The sequence below is a fragment of the uncultured Agrococcus sp. genome (assembly GCF_945915485.1).
Lineage (GTDB): Bacteria > Actinomycetota > Actinomycetes > Actinomycetales > Microbacteriaceae > Agrococcus.
Genome location: NZ_CAMEFJ010000007.1, coordinates 1 through 18,681, shown reverse-complemented (window position 1 = coordinate 18,681; position 18,681 = coordinate 1). Strand labels below are relative to the sequence as shown.

The 18,681-nt window shown below is 63.5% G+C and carries 18 protein-coding genes and 1 tRNA gene; 5 read left to right on the top strand and 14 right to left on the bottom strand.

The genetic code is table 11. The features are described from left to right. Positions 1-50 precede the first annotated feature (50 nt). The gene (locus Q0O95_RS02455) at positions 51-1,097 is read left to right on the top strand and encodes a zinc-dependent alcohol dehydrogenase family protein (RefSeq protein WP_293694959.1); all 1,047 of its coding nucleotides are present in this window, start codon (positions 51-53) and stop codon (positions 1,095-1,097) included. Here Q0O95_RS02455 and Q0O95_RS02450 read toward each other — a convergent pair. The 3 genes from Q0O95_RS02450 to Q0O95_RS02440 all read right to left on the bottom strand — a co-directional run bounded on the left by Q0O95_RS02450 (position 1,094) and on the right by Q0O95_RS02440 (position 3,923). Further along, positions 1,094-1,897: a siderophore-interacting protein gene (locus tag Q0O95_RS02450; RefSeq protein WP_293694958.1), complete on the bottom strand. Its 804-nt coding sequence runs from the start codon at positions 1,895-1,897 to the stop codon at positions 1,094-1,096. The two genes, Q0O95_RS02455 and Q0O95_RS02450, sit on opposite strands and share 4 nt — an antisense overlap. An 84-nt stretch (positions 1,898-1,981) precedes the next feature. After that, positions 1,982-2,809, bottom strand: coding sequence for an aldo/keto reductase (locus Q0O95_RS02445; RefSeq protein WP_293694956.1), 828 nt, complete (start codon positions 2,807-2,809; stop codon positions 1,982-1,984). Positions 2,810-2,819: 10 nt separating this feature from the next. Then, complete coding sequence (locus tag Q0O95_RS02440) at positions 2,820-3,923, bottom strand: bifunctional 2-methylcitrate synthase/citrate synthase (RefSeq protein ID WP_293694955.1); 1,104 nt, start codon at positions 3,921-3,923, stop codon at positions 2,820-2,822. A 238-nt stretch (positions 3,924-4,161) separates the two neighbouring features. Between Q0O95_RS02440 and Q0O95_RS02435 the strand changes: the two genes are divergently transcribed. Continuing rightward, complete coding sequence (locus tag Q0O95_RS02435) at positions 4,162-6,012, top strand: BCCT family transporter (RefSeq protein ID WP_293694954.1); 1,851 nt, start codon at positions 4,162-4,164, stop codon at positions 6,010-6,012. 2 nt (positions 6,013-6,014) lie between these two features. Here Q0O95_RS02435 and Q0O95_RS02430 read toward each other — a convergent pair whose 3' ends face one another. The 4 genes from Q0O95_RS02430 to Q0O95_RS02415 form a co-directional block, all read right to left on the bottom strand. Next, positions 6,015-6,356 carry a hypothetical protein gene (locus Q0O95_RS02430; protein WP_293694953.1) on the bottom strand — a complete coding sequence of 114 codons (342 nt, stop codon included), beginning with the start codon at positions 6,354-6,356 and terminating at the stop codon, positions 6,015-6,017. After that, on the bottom strand, positions 6,353-6,784 hold the full coding sequence (locus Q0O95_RS02425; RefSeq protein WP_293694951.1) for a hypothetical protein: 432 nt from the start codon (positions 6,782-6,784) through the stop codon (positions 6,353-6,355). The genes Q0O95_RS02430 and Q0O95_RS02425 overlap by 4 nt, the downstream gene beginning before the upstream one ends. Positions 6,785-6,802: 18 nt before the next feature. Further along, a complete protein-coding gene (locus Q0O95_RS02420; protein ID WP_293694949.1) occupies positions 6,803-7,795 on the bottom strand; it encodes a DUF2332 domain-containing protein in 993 nt (330 codons plus the stop codon). Positions 7,796-8,105: 310 nt separating this feature from the next. Further along, the gene (locus tag Q0O95_RS02415) at positions 8,106-9,050 is read right to left on the bottom strand and encodes a TetR/AcrR family transcriptional regulator (RefSeq protein ID WP_293694947.1); all 945 of its coding nucleotides are present in this window, start codon (positions 9,048-9,050) and stop codon (positions 8,106-8,108) included. A 124-nt stretch (positions 9,051-9,174) separates the two neighbouring features. Here Q0O95_RS02415 and Q0O95_RS02410 point away from each other — a divergent pair, with 124 nt between their 5' ends. Both Q0O95_RS02410 and Q0O95_RS02405 read left to right on the top strand, forming a co-directional pair. Then, a complete protein-coding gene (locus Q0O95_RS02410; protein WP_293694946.1) occupies positions 9,175-10,041 on the top strand; it encodes an ATP-binding cassette domain-containing protein in 867 nt (288 codons plus the stop codon). Further along, on the top strand, positions 10,038-10,817 hold the full coding sequence (locus tag Q0O95_RS02405) for an ABC transporter permease (RefSeq protein WP_293694945.1): 780 nt from the start codon (positions 10,038-10,040) through the stop codon (positions 10,815-10,817). Before Q0O95_RS02410 ends, Q0O95_RS02405 begins: the two co-directional genes overlap by 4 nt. 209 nt (positions 10,818-11,026) lie before the next feature. On the opposite strand, the gene pgi is transcribed toward Q0O95_RS02405, so the two are convergent. After that, on the bottom strand, positions 11,027-12,709 hold the full coding sequence (pgi, locus tag Q0O95_RS02400) for a glucose-6-phosphate isomerase (RefSeq protein WP_293695044.1): 1,683 nt from the start codon (positions 12,707-12,709) through the stop codon (positions 11,027-11,029). A gap of 149 nt (positions 12,710-12,858) precedes the next feature. Between pgi and Q0O95_RS02395 the strand changes: the two genes are divergently transcribed. After that, positions 12,859-12,932 (top strand) — tRNA-Gly (locus Q0O95_RS02395). 282 nt (positions 12,933-13,214) lie between these two features. On the opposite strand, the gene Q0O95_RS02390 is transcribed toward Q0O95_RS02395, so the two are convergent. The 6 genes from Q0O95_RS02390 to Q0O95_RS02365 form a co-directional block, all read right to left on the bottom strand. Further along, positions 13,215-13,526 (bottom strand): hypothetical protein, encoded by a 312-nt coding sequence (locus Q0O95_RS02390; protein ID WP_293694944.1) that lies wholly within the window; start codon positions 13,524-13,526, stop codon positions 13,215-13,217. After that, entirely contained in the window at positions 13,523-14,761 is a 1,239-nt protein-coding gene (locus Q0O95_RS02385; RefSeq protein WP_293694943.1) for a Na/Pi symporter, read from the bottom strand. Before Q0O95_RS02385 ends, Q0O95_RS02390 begins: the two co-directional genes overlap by 4 nt. A 274-nt stretch (positions 14,762-15,035) precedes the next feature. Continuing rightward, a complete protein-coding gene (gene ilvC, locus Q0O95_RS02380) occupies positions 15,036-16,061 on the bottom strand; it encodes a ketol-acid reductoisomerase (RefSeq protein ID WP_293694942.1) in 1,026 nt (341 codons plus the stop codon). Between the two features lie 30 nt (positions 16,062-16,091). Next, on the bottom strand, positions 16,092-16,598 hold the full coding sequence (gene ilvN / locus Q0O95_RS02375) for an acetolactate synthase small subunit (RefSeq protein ID WP_293694940.1): 507 nt from the start codon (positions 16,596-16,598) through the stop codon (positions 16,092-16,094). Continuing rightward, positions 16,598-18,379, bottom strand: a complete 1,782-nt coding sequence (locus tag Q0O95_RS02370; RefSeq protein ID WP_293694938.1) for an acetolactate synthase large subunit — start codon at positions 18,377-18,379, stop codon at positions 16,598-16,600. The genes ilvN and Q0O95_RS02370 overlap by 1 nt, the downstream gene beginning before the upstream one ends. 21 nt (positions 18,380-18,400) lie before the next feature. After that, positions 18,401-18,681: dihydroxy-acid dehydratase (locus Q0O95_RS02365; protein ID WP_293694936.1), on the bottom strand; the 281-nt coding region annotated here is incomplete at its 5' end.

Here is an 18,681-nt window from a genome sequence, read left to right as displayed (position 1 = left end):
AGCCTCATCGGTGCGCAGTTTCTGACGAGATTCGCAGCTAGGCTGCATGGATGCGCGCGATCGTCATCGATGGGGCACGGAGCCGCCCCGAAGTCCGGGAGGTTTCTGCCCCGGAAGCACCGGAGGGTGGTGTAGTCCTGCGTGTGAAAGCGACCGGCATGTGCCGGAGCGACTGGCACGCCTGGGCCGGACACGAGGACATCCGCTTCCCGCACGTGCCAGGGCACGAGCTGGCGGGCGAGATCATCGCTGTCGGGCGCAATGTACGCGATTGGAGCGTCGGTGACCGTGTGACCGCGCCGTTCATCTGCGGCTGCGGCACGTGCGATTGGTGCCGCTCCGGCAACGCGCAGGTGTGCCCTGACCAAGAGCAGCCCGGCTTCACCCACTGGGGGTCGTTCGCCGAGTTCGTGGCGCTGCACGCGGCCGACTCGAATCTGGTAGCGCTGCCCGACAGTGTTGATTTCGCTACTGCCGCAGCGCTCGGGTGCCGCTTCGCGACCGCTTATCGGGCCGTCGCCGACCGGGCACGCGTCGAAGATGGCGAGTGGATGGTCGTAATCGGATCCGGCGGCGCCGGTCTCAGCGCCATCATGATCGGTGCGGCTCTCGGCGCTCGTGTCATCGCGGTGGACAGAAACCCCGAATCTCTTGCGGCAGCGGTGGAGGCGGGAGCCGAGCGCACGCTCTTATCGAACGGCATCGACATTCCTGCTGTAGTCGCCGAACTCACCTCCGGCGGGAGCCACGTCTCGATCGACGCAGTCGGCTCCGAGCAGACGGCAACCGACGCGATCTTGAGCCTGAGGAGACGCGGTCGGCACGTGCAGATCGGCCTTCTGCCGCCTGTCGAGGGGCATCCCCGAGTGCCGATGGATCGCGTCATCGCTTGGGAGCTGGATCTTTTCGGAAGCCACGGCATGCCCGCAGTCGATTATCCGACGCTGCTCGAACTCATCGGCGCCGGCGCGCTACATCCGCAGCGGCTCATCCAGCGAACGATAGGCCTTGATGCCGCGGCCGAGCTTCTTCCCGAATTCGACCGAACTCTCGTTGCAGGGATAACGGTGATAGACCCCGGCGCTGAGAGTGCTTAGACCTTACCGAGTTCTGTGCGCTTCTCGGCCTGGAACGCATCCTCGATGCGACCATAGGCCCAATAGCCGGAAATCGACAGTCGTTCGCGGGGCAGCCCCAGCTCCTTGAAGATGGGACGCAACTGCTTCATCGATTCTCGCTCACCGTGCGCGAATACCGACAGGCCCTCTTCGCGGAGTTCCAATGCGCGTACCCTGCTGGCGAGAACGCCAGGGTCGTAGACGTTCGAACCCCGCACGACCCAGTGCAGTTCGACGCCTTCTGGATGCGCGACGTCGAGAGGATGCTCGTGCACCTCGATGATGGCCGTGCCTTGCGCGCCCGCAGGCAACCGCTCCAGCCCAGCCGCAATGGCGGGAAGTGAGGACTCGTCTCCCACGAACAGGTGGTAGTCGGCCTCCGGAGGCGACCATGCGCCTCCCGGCCCGACGAACTGGAGGAGGTCACCCGGCTTCGCGTTCGCAGCCCACGGTGCAGCGATGCCTTCGTCGCCGTGAATCACGAAGTCGATTGCGAGCTCGCGCGCATCTTCGTCGATACTGCGAATCGAGTAGGTTCTCGTCTTCGGCCACTGGTCGCTCGGGAGGGTCTCGCGCATCGCAGCAACGTCGATGGGTTCTGAGAACGCCGTCCCGTCCGCAGCGAACAATATCTTCACGTACGCGTCAGCGAAGCCGTTCGAGACGAAGCCCTGGAAGCCGTCTCCCCCGGCGATGATGCGCACCATGTGCGGAGTCAACCACTCGCTGCCTTTCACCTCGAGGGCGGTTGTCGGGCGCGGTGGACGAGGCTGCGACATGAAGCTCCAATCAACAAGTTAGGTCTACCTAACCTATCAGGAGCCGTCGGTTCCGTCACGGGGTGCGGCCGCGCGGTCGGGTGATCAGTCGACAGTCGCGGGGTCGGCCGAAACGCGACCCTCTGCTCCCTTGTCGAGTGAATCGATGTCTGCCACATCTTCGGCGGTCAACGTCACCTCGTGCGCCGCGAAGTTCTCTGCCATGCGCTCGGCGGAGTTCGACTTCGGGAACACGATGCGACCCTGCGCGAGGTGCCACGCGATGATGGCCTGCGCCCAGGTAACGCCGTGGCGCTCTGCGACGGCACCGACCGGGCCGGAGGTGAAGTCGACCTTCCCCTGACCGAGCGGACCCCAGGCTTCGATCTTGATGTTGTGCTCGGCGCACAGTTCCTGTGTCGCGCGCTGCTGGAACTGCGGGTGCAGTTCGATCTGGTTCACAACCGGGATGACACCGGTCTCGAGAATCGAGGGAAGGAAGCGCTCATCGAAGTTCGAGACGCCGATCGAACGGGTCAGCCCTTCGTTGCGCAGATCCGCGAAGGTCTCCCAGGTCTCGCGAATCGGGTCGCCGGACGGCGCGGGCCAGTGGATCAGGTACAGATCGACGTAGTCGAGACCGAGCTTCTGCAGGCTCTCATCGATCGCCCTGCGCGTTTCCGTACGTCCGCGACGGTCGTTCCAGAGCTTCGTCGTGATGAAGAGTTCGCTCCTGTCGATGCCGCTTGCCGCGATGGCCCGGCCGACACCCTCCTCGTTACCGTAGATCGCTGCCGTGTCGATGTGACGGTAGCCGGCCTGGAGGGCGTCCGTCACAATGCGCTCAGTCTCAGCCGGGTTTACCTTGAAGACACCGAAGCCCAGCTGCGGGATGGTGTTGCCATCATTGAGGTCCAGGTTCTGTACTGCCAATTTGGGCTCCTTAGCTGAGGTGGCGCTCGTCGGATCCGTTGTAACCCGCGAGTGGTCGAATCAGAGCGTTGTCTTCACGCTGTTCAAGAATGTGCGCCGTCCAACCTACGACACGCGAGGCGACGAACAACGGAGTAAAGACCTCCGTGTCGAACCCCATGAGGTCATAGGCGGGGCCCGACGGGTAGTCGAGGTTCGGCTTTATAGGCTTCCGGTCGGCCATCGCCGTCTCGAGCGCGTTGTAGCGCTCCAGCACGTCCGGCCGCTCGTAATGCTCGGTGAGACGCACGAGCGCTTCTTGCATCGTCGGCACTCGCGAGTCGCCGTTCTTGTAGACGCGATGTCCGAAGCCCATGATCTTGCGCTTCTCAGCGAATGCAGCATCCAGCCATTCGCCGGCATCGACGCCGTTCTCAAGTTCGCGGAATATCTCCATCACGGCTTCGTTGGCACCGCCGTGCAGGTGCCCCTTGAGCGCGCCGATCGCGCCGACGACTCCTGAATACAGATCCGCGAGCGTCGACGTGACGACCCTGCCGGTGAAGGTCGAGGCGTTGAAGCTGTGCTCGGCGTACAGAATCATCGATACGCGGAAGGCATCGACAACCGCGGGGTCGGCTTCTTCACCGAACGTCATCCAGAGGAAGTTCTCGCAGTAGTCGAGGTCCTCGCGGGGCTCGACGAGTTCGAGCCCGTGATGCCGACGCTGCGACAGTGCGACGACCGCAGGGATGGCTGCGAAGAGTCGCTTCGATTGGTCGAGTTCGCTCTCGTCGGGGTTGTCCGCGAGCGCTGCTGCTCCTATGAAGCTGACGGCCGTGCGAACGACGTCCATGGGATGCGCGTTCAGCGGCAGCGCCTCCGAAATCCGCCGCAGCTCGGGTGCAAGCGCGCGGTGGGATCGTTCGAATTCCTGGAATCGCTCAAGCTCTTCGGCAGACGGCAGATCGCCGGTCCAGAGGAGTAAGGCGACTTGTTCGAACGAACATTCTGCTGCGAGTTCCTGAACCGGATATCCGCGGTACAGCAGGGAATTCGACTCTGGATTCACTTTGGAGATCGCGGTCTTGTCGACCACGATGCCCACGAGGCCCTTGGCGATCTCTTCGGTCATGAACCCATCTCTCCTTCGTAAGCGTCCAGCTTCCAGCTTAGGGCACTTGCGAGCTGACTCGTCTGCCTCAACTGGGGTTCTTCGATGAACCTGTATAGACTCGCGTCAGCCATTGCTCGTCAACGGAACCGAAAAGATGAATACTGAGCCGTCGAAACCAGAATCCAACGTCTCATCCCAAAGTGAACGCTCCGGCACCCGCAGGGTGCTGAAAGAAATCTCCGACCCCCATCCCGGGATGCACCCAGCCCTTATCCCGGGAATCGGTGTCGACAACACCGGCTACAGATTCCGCACGAACTGGTGGATCTTCGCCTTCTGCCTCGTCTTCATCATCGGATTCCTGGCCTGGGGCTTCTCGGCTCCGGAGCACTTCGCCTCGACGGGCTCGGGGATGCGCGGCTGGATCACGCAGAACCTCGGATGGCTGCTGTCGACGGTGGCCGTCATCGTCTTCCTGTTCATGGCATGGGTCGCCTTCTCGAAGCGCGGCAGGATCCGTCTCGGCCAGGATGGCGAAAAGCCGGAATTCTCAACCGTCAGCTGGATAGCGATGCTATTCGGCGCAGGGATGGGCGCCACGCTCATCTTCTACGGGGCTTACGAACCGCTCGAGTACTTCATGAACGTGCCTCCGGGCTTCGACGCCGAGCCGAACACCACGGATGCCGCGCTGTCGTCCATGGCGCAGATCACGTTCCACTGGGGCGCGATCCCGTGGGCGATCTACGGTCTGATCGGCGGTGCGATGGCATACTCCACGTATCGTCGCGGTCGTCCCGGCCTCATCTCCGCGATCTTCGATCCGATCTTCAACCAGCGCACGAAGGGCATCCTGGGACCGGTCGTCGACATATTCTCCATTATCGTGACCATCTTCGGCACGGCGACATCGCTCGGAGTCGGAGCGCTGCAGATCATGCGAGGAGTGCAGCTCGTGTCAGGGCTCCCACCCATGGGCAACGCCCTCCTGATCGGCATCGTGGCAGTGCTGACCGCGATCTTCCTGACTTCGGCCGTTTCGGGTGTCAAGCGCGGTATCCGTTTCCTGTCGAACCTCAACATGCTGATCGCCGGATCTCTCGCGCTCTTCGTGCTCATCGCGGGACCGACCTTCTTTCTGCTGAATTTCATGCCGAGTTCCGTCATGGCGTTCTTCCAGGAATTGCCGACCATGCTCATGCGTTCGTCCATCCAGGGTGAGGCGCATGCCGAATTCATGCAGACGTGGACGGTCTTCTACTGGGCCTGGTGGATCGCCATCATCCCCTACGTAGGAATGTTCATAGCGAAGATCTCCCGGGGCCGCACCCTCCGCGAATTCTTCATCGGCGTTGTCGGCGGCCCGACGATCGTCTCGTTCCTGTGGTTCGCAATCATGGGCGGCACCTCGATGTATCAGCAGTCTCAGGGGCATGATCTTTACGGGTCGGAAGAGGTGCAGGACATCCTCTTCAACATGCTGGACACCCTTCCACTCGGCACGATCACGAGCGTTGTCGCCATGATCTCGATCGTGATCTTCTTCGTGACATCCGCCGATTCTTCAACACTGGTGATGGGTAGCATCGCTCAGGGAGGCAGAACCGCGCCCACGAAATGGGTGACGATCACCTTCGGCCTCGCCGTGTCCCTGTTTTCGCTCGTCATGCTGCTCGCCGGCGGTGAGACTCTGCTCAGCACGGTAGAGGCCTTCGTGACGATCGCCGGTCTGCCGTTCTCCATACTGGTGCTATTCCTGATGTACGCGTGGGCAAAGGATCTCAACAACGATCCTGTTCTCTGGCGCCAGAAATACGCTCAGGTCGCGATCGAGGAAGGCGTCAAGCGCGGTATCGAGGAGCACGGTGACGACTTCACGTTCGCGAGCGAGGAGGTCGCCGACCCCGACCAGGGAGCCGGCGCCTGGTTCGATTCCGAGGACCCTGCACACGTCGAGTGGTACGAAGAAGCAACCACCGGCTCGATCGGGACAATCGATCCGCACCGCGCCGACCTTGACGAATCAGAACGCGAGAACGTGGTGCAACGTCTCGCAGCGGAGAAGGACACGTACCAGGACCGGCCGGACGGAAACTACCAGAAGTAGGGTCAGCCGCCGAACAGGGCCGCTTCCCACTGACGGTGTCCGGCTTCCAGCAGCAGGGCGATCTGTGCGTTTATCGCCAGGGCGGCGAGCAGAATTCCTGCGCGCGCAACGAGCTGTCGCCCTCTTCCTAACGCCATCGCCCCTGCAAAGAGCACTGGCGGAACGATCATTCCCGCGATGAGGAGCGCCCAGGGTAGCGAATCCGAGATCCCGAAGTACTCGTACTGCGCCTGCAGTCCCAGCAGGTTGCCCCAGGCCATAAACAGCGAGTAACCGAACAGGACGGCAAACAGGAGACTCACAATGAAGACGTCTCCCCGGCGAGGCTGTGTCACCTCATTCATGAGATTCCCCCCAGGACCAAGGGCCACGGGAACGTGATGATGGCAACACCGATGAGCCACATCATCCTTGTCCGACCGCGAGTAAGTTGAATAGCGACGATCATCGCCACCGGAGCCCCGGCGATTGCCAGGAACTCGCCGAACTCATACATCACCGAGACGACCAAGTCGGGTATCCAGATCGGGTTCTGAGCCACAACCACACCCCAACCGGCGGCCCACGCCAGTGATAGGAGCAGGAAGCCCGCCGTAATCACTCGCTCACGAAGGCTCATCTCGTGAACAACATCGAAGATCCCGCGCTGCGGCTGCTTTTCGACTTCTTCTTCCTGAGGTTCGTCACCGCGAACCACATCGTCGTCGCCATCCCAGCTGAGCGCTTCGTCGTCGAGTTCATCGAGGTCGGGTTCGTCTTCCCTATCGTTCATCACCCTCAAGGGTAGCGCTCACACGAGGTCGTCTCGCCACGTGATGCTGCGACCGTGCGGGTGCGTTGCTGCGAGCGGGATGCCGTTGCGACGAAGTACGAAGTCGCTCGGGGATGCCCACGGGGCGTCCTCGCCCGGCACGACGCTGCCACCCTCGTTCGAGACCCATGTGACGTCAAGCTCCCCCATCAGGTTGACGAACGCTGCTCTATCCGAGGCGCCCAGGTAGGCGAGCACAGCGCTGTGCCATACGACGACCCGATCTGCGTGGCGTGCAGCCTCCTCGATGACGGCCCGAGACTCGGTCCTGAGATCGCCAGCGACCAGGTGGGCGGGCTCGCGCCTGGCAATCGCAATACCGGTTCGCACGCGGTCGACGCGCTCTCCGTCGACACGTCCGTGTGCGTCCGGCCAGATCAGTGCTTCCAGCCAGTCTTTCGTTTCGGCATCATCCGGTGATAGTGGCCGCAGGTCGACGCCCCCGCGCCACGTGATTCGAGGCAGCGCACCGGGAACCGGAACCGATGCTGACGCCTTCGTCTCCAGCAGCGGGCGGTCGGACGCACCCAGATACCGTCCCGGGCCGAACCGGTACCGCCAGCGATCCGGGTACAGGCACAGGCCCGCGCTGGCCCCCACTTCGACAAGCGCGACGGTCCCGGCGATGTCGCCTAGCGCGGGGAGCAGTGTCGCCATCCTCAACGGTTCGTTCGTCTGCGTCCCGCGGCTGAGCGCGGCTGCACGAATGGCCAACCAGTTCGCTTCGAAAGCATCCCGCGCGGACGCCCACGGGGCGAGCGGGACACCGGCCATCCTGGCTGACGCGAACACGAGATTGGGCTGACGCTTGCCACCCTCCAACTCCGCTACGCGCGAGAGCAGTTCCTCATCGTCTGCGATGCCCCTTGCCCACTCCGCGTAAAGCGGCGAAACGGGGTCTGCTTCGATCTCGGCCCACCGTCGATACCGTCGTCGAAGGTCCGCGTACGCTGCCGCCGTGATCGGTTCCATTCCTGCACCCTACGTGACGAAAGACCCGGGCCGCAGTGCCGAGTGTCGGGGAAATCGTGCCGCGCGACCGAGCGTCGAGAGGGTTTCCATACATTGGGGAAAATCCATACATTGAGAACAAGCATCCGGGTTGACCAGTTCGTGCGTCGGATGCGAGTGCGGCTCCCGTGTCGTGTTCTCGGAGACGATTTCTTCCATCCCGGCCACGACGAACGGGATATCGACCTGTCCCGTCGCGAAGACCGGCAGCGTTCGATGCCGCGCTGTGCTCGCGCGGCGACAAGACAGGAGCGCCGCCGAGCGACACCCCTCAGCGACGAAGCTTCGCGGCCGCCTTGGCCGCTTCCTTCGCGGCGTCGCGCGTCTTTCTAACGGCGGCCTCCCGTTTCTCCAGCTCTCGCACGCGCTTCTGCGTAGCCTTGCGGAGTTCCGTCACGGCATTCAGTTCGTGTTCGGCCGTCTCGAATGCCTGCTCCGGTGTCTGCTCGACGTCATCGCTTTCGCGCGGCTCCTCTTCTTCCGCGTCTTCCGCGTAGACGGCTGCGACTCCTTCGAACCAGACACGCAGGCTCATCGTGAGGTCTTGCTCGGCGACGGATCGGGGGTCGGGCGCTTCCGCGGGCGCGATGAGGTACGTCCCCGACTCTACGAGCGGGGCGAGATCCGGGTATCTCCCCGTCAGCACGGCGTCGCGAACCAGCGCCTTCGTCGCTTCGGACGCGACGGCATCCGGTCTGCTGATCTCGCGCATCAGCGCAGAGTGCCCGCGTACGAACGTGGATAAGAACATGAGCAGAAAGAGCTTGTCGTCGTTCTCCGCCGGCAATGTTCGCATCGCGCGCAGTGCACTGTCGACCACCCTGGTCTGCTCCGGCATGAACAGCGACTCCGTGGAGAGTGGGATGTCGAGCAGCCAGGGGTGAGCCGTGTACATTTCGAGCATCCACGTCGCCCACTGCTCGAGACCGAGGCGCCAATCGCCGTCGTCAATGGCCATCGTCCCTCGCACGGCAGCGTCGGCCATCAGCCGATAGAGGTCGTCCTTGTTGGCCACATATCGATACATGGCCATCGTCGTGTAGCCGAACGTCTGGGCGACGCGCTGCATCGTCACGGCCTGCAGGCCTTCGGCGTCGGCCAGTTCGATTGCCGCCTCCACGATCCGCTCGAGGCTGAGCTCCCGCTTCGGCCCCCGTTGGGGAGCAACCTCGGCGCCCCAGGCGAGTGCGATGACCCGCGAAACGTCGTCCGTCATACCGTCCCTTCCCTCACTCTCAACGGTATATCAAACATACTGTGTTGCACGCACACTGTATGTCATGCATACTGTCTGTTACACACACTGTCTGCTTTATACACAGAATTTGGAGGTGGTCGCCGTGACACCGGTGATCGAAGTTCGAGCGCTGCAGAAGTCCTTCCGGCACCAGCGCGTACTGAACAATCTGAACATGACGATCGACGGCGGAGTCGTTGCGCTGCTGGGCCCGAACGGTGCCGGTAAGACGACGCTGGTCTCGATCCTGACGACGCTCATCCGCCCGGACGCCGGGACGGCTCGCGTACTGGGCCACGACGTGGTTCGGGACGCGAGCACCGTGCGCTCCTTGGTCAGAGTCACCGGCCAGGCAACCTCGCTCGACGAGCTGCTGACCGGGCGCGAGAATCTCGCCATGCTCGGCAAGCTCCTCGGGCTCGGGCGCACCGCGACGAACCGAGCGGACGAACTGCTCGAACGACTGGATCTCGCCGCAGCGGGGCGTAAAGCCGTTCGAACATATTCGGGCGGGATGCGCCGCCGCCTCGACCTTGCAGCGAGCCTGATCGCGCCCGCAAAAGTGCTGATTCTCGACGAACCGACGACCGGCCTGGACCCTGTGAGCCGCGCGCGAGTCTGGGACGACATCCGGCAGCTCGCGATCGACGGAACGACAGTTCTTCTGACGACGCAGACGCTCGACGAAGCCGAAGCGCTCGCCGACCGCGTCACGGTGCTGCATCGCGGTGGAATCGTGGCCGACGGAACGGTCGGCGAACTCACCGCGCTCGTGGGCGGCCAATCGGTCGTACTCGTCGACACAGCGGGCAGCGTGCTGGAGCGCGTCGAAACCGACGGCACCCGGGCATCCGTCGCAGCGGCCCTCGAACGCATGCAGAGAGACAACGGCGCTCGTGTAGAGCTGCGCTCCCCCAGCCTTGAAGACGCATTCGCGAAACTCACACAGATCGAGGAGGTAGCGGCATGACCACGACAACGACGCCAGCGACTGGTGTATCGACACTGAGCTCAAGCGGCGTATTCATCCGGCGCAGCCTCCTGCACAGCATTCGGGACGGCGAGGGCCTGCTCATGGCCATTGCGCTACCCGTGATGCTGATGCTCATGTTCACCGTCGTGTTCGGAGGTGCGATTCAGGGCGACGGCCGCTACATCGACTACGTCGTGCCCGGCATCATCCTGACCTGCGCAGGCTTCGGCGCATCCTCGACCGCAGTCTCCGTCAGTCGCGACATGACGGCGGGCGCCATGCTTCGCTATCGAACCATGCCGTTCGTCGCATCAACATCGATCGTCGGACACGTGATCGCAAGTGTCGTGCGCAATCTGGTTGCGACGGCGGTCGTGATCGGCGTCGCCTTCGCGATCGGCTTCCGGCCGGACGCCGACCTCGGGGGCTGGATCGCGGCACTCGGCATCGTCACGCTCTGGATCCTCGCGGTCACCAGCGTGTTCGCTGTTATCGGGCTGATCGCAGGCAGCCCTGAGGCTGCGAACGGTTACGGATTCATCATCCTGTTCCTGCCCTATCTCTCGAGCGCATTCGTACCGATCGAGACGATGCCCGACTGGATCGCTCCCGTTGCCGAGTACCAACCGGTGACTCCCATCATCGAGACGATCAGGTCGGCCCTGGTCGGAGGAGAAGGACAGCCGCTCGTGTCCATCCTCTGGTGCCTCGGCATCATCCTGGTCGCACTCGTGCTCGCCGCGTGGCGCTTCCCCCGTACGCCGGTGCGGTAGGGCAGCGAGAAAACGAGCCTTTCGCGCACTGAACTGCTTCCTTTTTGGTGAGAACACCCGAAAAGGAAGCAGCTCAGTGCGTTCCGCCAATTTCCAAGCAGTTCGGCACCGGAACTTGATCGCGACGGCATTGAGCGAGCCGCGATAGTGAACGCAGCGCGTCTGACCGTCGACGGCCGCGCCGCGGACCTGCCGGCGTGCCGTGCACGCTAACGACTGCGCTCGGCCAGATAGTGCTCGATGGCTGCGCGGGTGGATGCGTCCTGCTTCGCGAGCGCATCCCGATCGCCGTTCAGCGCTGGTGCGATCTGCAACGCGAGCTGCTTGCCGAGCTCAACGCCCCACTGGTCGAACGAGTCGATACCCCATATGGCGCCCTGTACGAACGTGATGTGCTCGTACAGTGCGATCAGCTGCCCGAGCACCGACGGGGTCAGCCGCGACGCGAGAATCGAGGTGGTCGGACGATTGCCCGAGAAAACCCGAGCGCTGACGATGTGCTCCTGCGTGCCCTCCTCGCGCACCTCCTCGGCAGTCTTGCCGAATGCGAGCGCTTTCGTCTGCGCGAAGAAGTTCGCCATGAACAGATCGTGCACGTCCTGCCCACCGTCGTCGAGCGGATGCGCCGGATTCGCGAACGCGATGAAGTCTGCCGGCACGAGTCGGGTGCCCTGGTGGATGAGCTGGTAGAACGCGTGCTGTCCGTTCGTGCCGGGCTCGCCCCAGAACACCTCACCGGTATCGACGGTGACGGGCACGCCGTCGCTGCGCACCGACTTGCCGTTCGACTCCATCGTCAGCTGCTGCAGATACGCCGGGAATCGGTGGAGGTACTGCGAATACGGCAGTACAGCGTGCGTGTGCGCGCCCAGGAAGTTCGCGTACCAGACGTTCAGCAGCCCCATCAGGAGCGGGACGTTGTCCTCAGGAGGCGCCGTCGCGAAATGCTCGTCCATCGCGTGGAAGCCGGCCAGGAAATCCTCGAAGCTCTCCGGTCCGATAGCGATGGCGAGCGACGTGCCGATCGCAGAATCGAGCGAGTAGCGGCCACCGACCCAATCCCAGAATCCGAACGCATTCTCGGTGTCGATGCCGAATTCGGCCACTCGATCGAGCGCCGTCGACACGGCGACGAAGTGCTTCGCCACCGCTTCGGACCGACCTTCGTCATCGTCTTCGATGGCACCGAGGGCGATCAGCTGCCGCCAGAGCCACTCACGCGCTAGGCGCGCGTTCGTCAACGTCTCGAGCGTGCCGAACGTCTTCGACGCGATGATGAACAGGGTCGTCTCAGGGTCGAGATCGCGGGTCTTCTCGGCGAGATCGGTCGGGTCGATGTTCGAGATGAAACGGCATTCGAGCCCCTCGGCAACGTAGGGGCGCAGCGCTTCGTAGGCCATGACCGGGCCGAGATCAGAACCGCCGATGCCGATATTCACGACCGTCGCGACGCGCTTGCCCGTGGCGCCCGTCCACGCACCGGATCGCACCCGCTCGGCAAACGCATACACGCGACCCAGCACCTCACGGACGTCGGCATCCACATCCTGACCGTCCACGATCAGCGCCGGATCGGAACCCTCGGGACGACGCAGCGCTGTGTGCAGCACCGCACGGTCCTCGGTCGTATTGATGCGCTCACCCCTCAGCATCGCGTCGCGCTTGCCGAGGACATCGGTCTCAGCCGCAAGTTGCTGCAGCAGGCCGAGCGTCTCATCGGCCACGAGATTCTTCGACACATCGACACGGAGACCCGCAGCGGACTTCGTGAGACGGTCGGCACGATCCGGATCACGTTCGAACCATGCTCGCAGATCGGGCTCGAAGGCGCTCGCGTGCGACGTAAGCGCTGCCCACGCATCCGTACTCGCCGGATCGACAGGGCCGGTCATGCCGACAGTGCCTTCATTGCTCATGTGCTCTCCCGCGCTCGAAGTTGTTCTTCAAGCCTAGGCCGCGACCACGCCGCTTGCTAACCGCCTTGCTCGCCTCGTATCTGCACTATGCTGGATGCTGTCCGATGCTCCGGCATCGAACATTCGCGGGTGTAGTTCAATGGTAGAACTGCTGCTTCCCAAGCAGCCGGCGCGGGTTCGATTCCCGTCACCCGCTCCACAGTCTTCGACAGAGCATTCGTTCCGAGAATCGTGCCGAGCGGCGACATGCGCCGCCAGCGCATTCCTTCGTGACCGTCCACCGGACACTCACGCCCGTCACCCGCTCCAGTGATTGCCCACTCCAACGGTTCCGGGAATCGTACCGAGCGCCACCACACGCCACCAAATGTGCCGAATGTATGGGTTTTCCCGAATGTCGGGCCGATTTCCATACATTCGGCACCGATGCACGAAAATCCATACGTCTGGGCCGCACGCCGGACAGGGTGTGCGCGCATTGTCAGCCCTGTCCCTCGCCGGAGGAATCGTCGTCCTGCTGGTCGCTGCTCAATTCACGTAACGCTGCCTCGAAGAACTCGCGCACTGCGCCCCAGTGCACCTGCGCTTCCGCAAGGTGCTCCCGCAAGCGGTCGATCTCAGCGTGCTGCGCTCGCAGCATGGCCTCCTGCTCGCGGCGGCTCCGTGCCCCGTCAAGCTCGCGGCGCAGGGAGGCTACTGTGAATTCGGCGTCTTCGAGCAGCCGTTCCAACTGCTGTTCGAGCGACTCGGTGTTCTCTTCCCGGCCGTTCAGGGCATCCTCGTCGTTCGTCACAGCAGCACCGTAGCGAGCAGCAGGAGCCCGGGGATGACGAGGAAGATGCCGAGCACCCAGGCAACGACGTAGAGCTTGTTCTCGGCGCCGATACGCGCGAGCCACTGCGCCGCTGCAACCGGGATGGGGCGCAGGAACGGGACGCCGAAGATCACGACCGCGCAGAACAGGTTGTACAGAACGTGCACGAATGCCGCCTGCAGTGCGGCCTGGCCCTCGACGCCCGTGAACGCGAATGCAGCGATGAGCGCGGTCAGCGTCGTACCGATGTTTGCGCCGACGGTGAAGGGGAAGATCTGCTTCACGGAGAACTTGCCGGAACCCACGAGCGGCACCGCTAGGCTCGTCGTCGTCGAGGACGACTGCACCATGACCGTGATGAGCGTGCCGGAGAGGATCCCGCTCATGGGGCCGCGGCCGATCGCCGTGTGGAATACCCGTTCGGCGCGCCCGACCAGCAGCACCTTGAGCAGCTTGCCGATGAGGTTGATGACCGCCAGGATGAGCACGACGCCGAGCAGGATCAGCACGATTCCTGCCCAGACGCCCGGGAGCGGACTCACTGCCCACTGCAGCACGTTCACGCCGGGTTCGGTGAAGGCTTTAACACCGGCACCGATAGCGCCGAAGACGGCAGCGACGGGGCCGCCGTCGGACCCGCCCGTCTGGGCTGCAAGCCAGTCGGAGGCGTGCTGGAGAATGCCGAACATCAACTCCAGCGGGAGGAAGATCAGCACCGACAGCAGGTTGTACATATCGTGCACACTGGCTGCGCCGAACGCTCTGCGGAACACGTCTTTGTCCCGGGCCATACCCAAGCTGACGAGCGTCGATGTGACGGTGGTTCCGATATTTGCGCCCAGCAGGATCGGGATCGCGATCTCGATAGGCAGACCGCCGGCGACCATCCCTACCGTTATGGCGGTCGTCGTCGAGGACGACTGCGTCAGGACGGTTGCCAGGATGCCGATGACGAGCCCGACGAACGGATTGGCCGCGAACTGGAACAGTTCACCGGCCTGATCGCCCACCGCCATCTTGAATCCGGAACCGATGCCGGAGACGGCCGTGATGAGCACGTAGACGGCCGCGACAACGACGAACCATTCGACGATGCTCCTCGTGCGAGCACTGACGGGCAACCCGGCGAGGGGGCTGCGCAGCGTCTTCTCAGCTGTTACGGCTGGCGTCTCAGTTGGCTGTGACGCGCTCTTGACGGTGTCGACTTCGCTCATGCGGGGAGCAAACGACGCACAAGGGTGGAATGCATATGCACATAGTGCCTCTTGGAAGTTAACAGGAGGTAACGCGACCCGTGCGCCGGAGCCGCACCGCGCTAGCTACCGCGAGGGTGCGAAAAACTTCGAAACGTGACGGTCACGTTTCGAAGTTTTTCGCACCCTCGGCGCCGATTACAGAGCTCTAGCGTGCTGCCGAGCCGTCACGTTGCGGCGCGCTCGGCGTCGCAACCAACACGCACAGCTCTCACCGACGGATGCGCTCCGAGCGTCAGCGAGCAGCGCTTCCGTCCGTGTAGTCCTCGTCGGGCTGGGTCCATGCGAACATGCCGCGGAGCTTGCGCCCCGTCGCCTCGATCGAGTGACCCTCGGCCTTCTCTCGCAGCGCCTTGAACTCGGGTGCACCTGCATCCTGGTCCTCGATGAAGCGCTTCGCGAAGGCGCCCGACTGGATGTCGGCGAGAACGGCCTGCATGTTCTCCTTGACGCGCTCGTCGACAACGCGCGGGCCCGAGACATAGTCACCGTATTCTGCCGTGTCGGAGACCGACCAGCGCTGCTTGGCGATGCCGCCCTCCCACATGAGGTCGACGATGAGCTTGAGCTCGTGCAGCACCTCGAAGTAGGCGATCTCGGGCTGGTAACCGGCCTCGGTCAGTACCTCGAAACCGTTCTGCACGAGCGCGGATACGCCACCGCAGAGCACGGCCTGCTCACCGAACAGGTCGCTCTCGGTCTCTTCCGTGAAGGTTGTCTTGATACCACCGGAGCGCAGGCCGCCGATCGCGCTGGCGTACGACCATGCGAGATCCCAGGCCCTACCGGTCGCATCGACCTCGACCGCAGCGATGACGGGAACACCGCGGCCGGCTTCGTACTCGCGACGAACGGTGTGGCCGGGGCCCTTCGGGGCGACAAGTACGACGTCGACGCCTTCCGGTGCCTCGATATAACCGAAGCGGATGTTGAAACCGTGGCTGAACAGGATGGTTTTGCCCTCGTTGAGCGCGGGGGCGACTTCGTCTGCGTACAGACCGCGCTGGTGCTGATCCGGCGCCAGGATGACGATGACATCCGCCCAGTCGGAGACCTCGCGCGGCGTGCCGACCGTGAATCCGGCCTCCTCGGCTTTCTGGCGAGACTTCGAGTTCGGCTGCAGACCGATGCGAACGTCGACTCCCGAGTCGCGCAGGTTCAGCGCCTGCGCGTGCCCCTGCGAGCCGTAGCCGATGACCGCTACCTTCTTCTGCTGGATGATGCTGAGATCTGCATCCGCGTCGTACACGACGTCTGTCATGGTGATTCCTCTCTCGTAATTTGTACGTAGTTAGTGCCTGAGCGCGCGCTCGGAGATCGACTTGGACCCCCGACCGATCGCGAGCAGGCCGGACTGTGCGATTTCCTTGATCCCGAACGGCTCGAGCAGCTTGACGAGCGCCTGGCACTTCGCAGTGTCGCCGGTCACCTCGATCACGAGCGCGTCCGTCGTGACGTCAACGGCACGCGCACGGAACAGGTTGATGATCTCCAGCACCTGCGCACGGGTGCCGGCATCCACTCGCACCTTGATGAGCAGGTGCTCCCGTTGCACGGATGCGCCCGGGTCGAGCTCGACGATCTTGACGACGTTGACGAGCTTGTTCAGCTGCTTCGTCACCTGTTCGAGCGGTAGATCTTCCACATCGACGACAACGGTAATGCGGCTGAGGCCGGGAACTTCGGTCTTTCCGACCGCAAGTGATTCGATGTTGAAGCCTCTGCGGGCGAAGAGCCCTGCGACACGAGTCAGCAGACCCGGCTTGTCTTCGACGAGAAGCGAGAGAACGTGGGACATTACTCCTCCTCCCACTCGGGGCTGTGATCTTTGGCGTACTGCACGAAGGAGTTCGAGACGCCCTGCGGCACCATCGGCCACACCATCGAATCAGCGGAGACGATGAAGTCGATGACAACCGGCCGGTCGTTCGTCTTCAGCGCGAGTTCGATCGCGTCATCGACCTCCTCTTCCTTCGTGACGCGAATCGAAAGCGCTCCGTAGGCTTCGCCCAGCTTCACGAAATCCGGGACCATCTTCTGGCCGTGGCCGGTCTCGAGGTCGGTGAACGAGTAGCGTCCGTCGTAGAACAGGTTCTGCCACTGCCGCACCATGCCGAGCGACGAGTTGTTGATGATCGCGACCTTGATCGGGATGTTGTTGAGTGTCGCGGTCGCGAGTTCCTGATTCGTCATCTGGAAGCAGCCGTCGCCGTCGATCGCCCACACGGTGCGCTCGGGCTCGGCGACTTTCGCACCCATCGCGGCGGGAACCGCGTATCCCATCGTTCCGGCACCGCCGGAGTTCAGGAACGAGTTCGGTCGCTCGTACTTGATGAACTGCGCCGCCCACATCTGGTGCTGACCGACGCCGGCCGCGTAGATCGCTTCCGGTCCCGTCAGAGCGCCGATGCGTTCGATCACGTGTTCAGGCGAGAGCAGCCCGTCGCTGGGAGGCGTGAACCCGAGCGGGAAGCGTTCGCGCAGCTCGTCGAGGCGCTGCCACCATGCCTCCTGGCTCGCTGTTCCGGCCTCCGACCGCTCCGCGTACGCCTCGATCAGGTCGTTGACGACCGCCCCCACGTCGCCGACGATGGGCACATCCGCCGTACGGATCTTCGAGATCTCGGCGGGGTCGATGTCGATGTGCACGATCTTCGCAGCAGGTGCAAACTCACTGACTTTGCCGGTCACGCGGTCGTCGAACCGAGCACCGAGCGAGATGATGAGGTCGCTCTCCTGCAAGCCGAGGACGGCAGGAACCGTGCCGTGCATTCCGGGCATGCCGAGATGCTGCTTGTGGGAGTCGGGGAAGGCTCCGCGTGCCATGAGCGTCGTCACGACGGGCGCTCCGCTGAGTTCCGCGAGCCGAAGTACCTCTTCGGATGCGCGCGATCGGATCGTGCCGCCGCCCACGTACAGAATCGGTCGCTCGGCGGCGATCAGCAGCTCGGCGGCCGCGACGATCTGCTTGCCGTGCGCTTTCGTCACCGGACGGTAGCCGGGGAGTTCGATGCGCTCGGGCCAGATGAACGGCGCCGAGTTCTGCTGGGCATCCTTCGTGACGTCGACGAGCACGGGCCCCGGGCGTCCCGTGGAGGCGATGTGGAAGGCCTCCTGCAGCACTCGCGGTACGTCCTCCGGACGCGTAACGAGGAAGGAGTGCTTCGTGATCGGCATCGTGATGCCCGAGATGTCCGCTTCCTGAAACGCATCGGTCCCCATGAGGTGGCTGAACACCTGACCCGTGATCGCGACCATCGGCACGGAGTCCATGAAGGCATCGGCGATTGCGGTGACGAGGTTCGTCGCGCCGGGGCCGCTCGTCGCAAGCGCAACGCCGACCTTCCCGGTCGATGATGCGTAGCCTTCCGCAGCGTGGCCGGCGCCCTGTTCGTGCCGAACGAGGATGTGTCGAATCTCATCCTGCTGCATGAGTTCGTCGTAGAACGGAATGATCGCGCCGCCGGGCAGGCCGAAGACGTCTTTCACCCCGAGGAGTTCGAGTGATTTCAGGATCGCGCCGGAACCGGTCAGCACTTTCGGCGCCGACTTGGGCGGCGCGGGGCGTGGATGAGTCATGTCGATATCGTTCGTTCGCGTTTATCCGGTGATAGCGCCCTGAGCGGCGCTCTTCACCAGCTTTGAATACTTGGCGAGGACTCCGCGCGAGTAGCGCGGCGGCAGCGGCTCCCAGCCATCACGCCGGGAGGCGAGCTCTGCGTCGTCGACGAGTAGGTCGAGTGTGCGAGCGGCGATGTCGACACGAATAATGTCTCCATCGCGCAGGAATGCGATCGGGCCTGCGTCGACCGCTTCCGGTGCAATATGGCCGATGCACAGGCCGGTTGTGCCGCCTGAGAATCGTCCGTCCGTCAACAGTA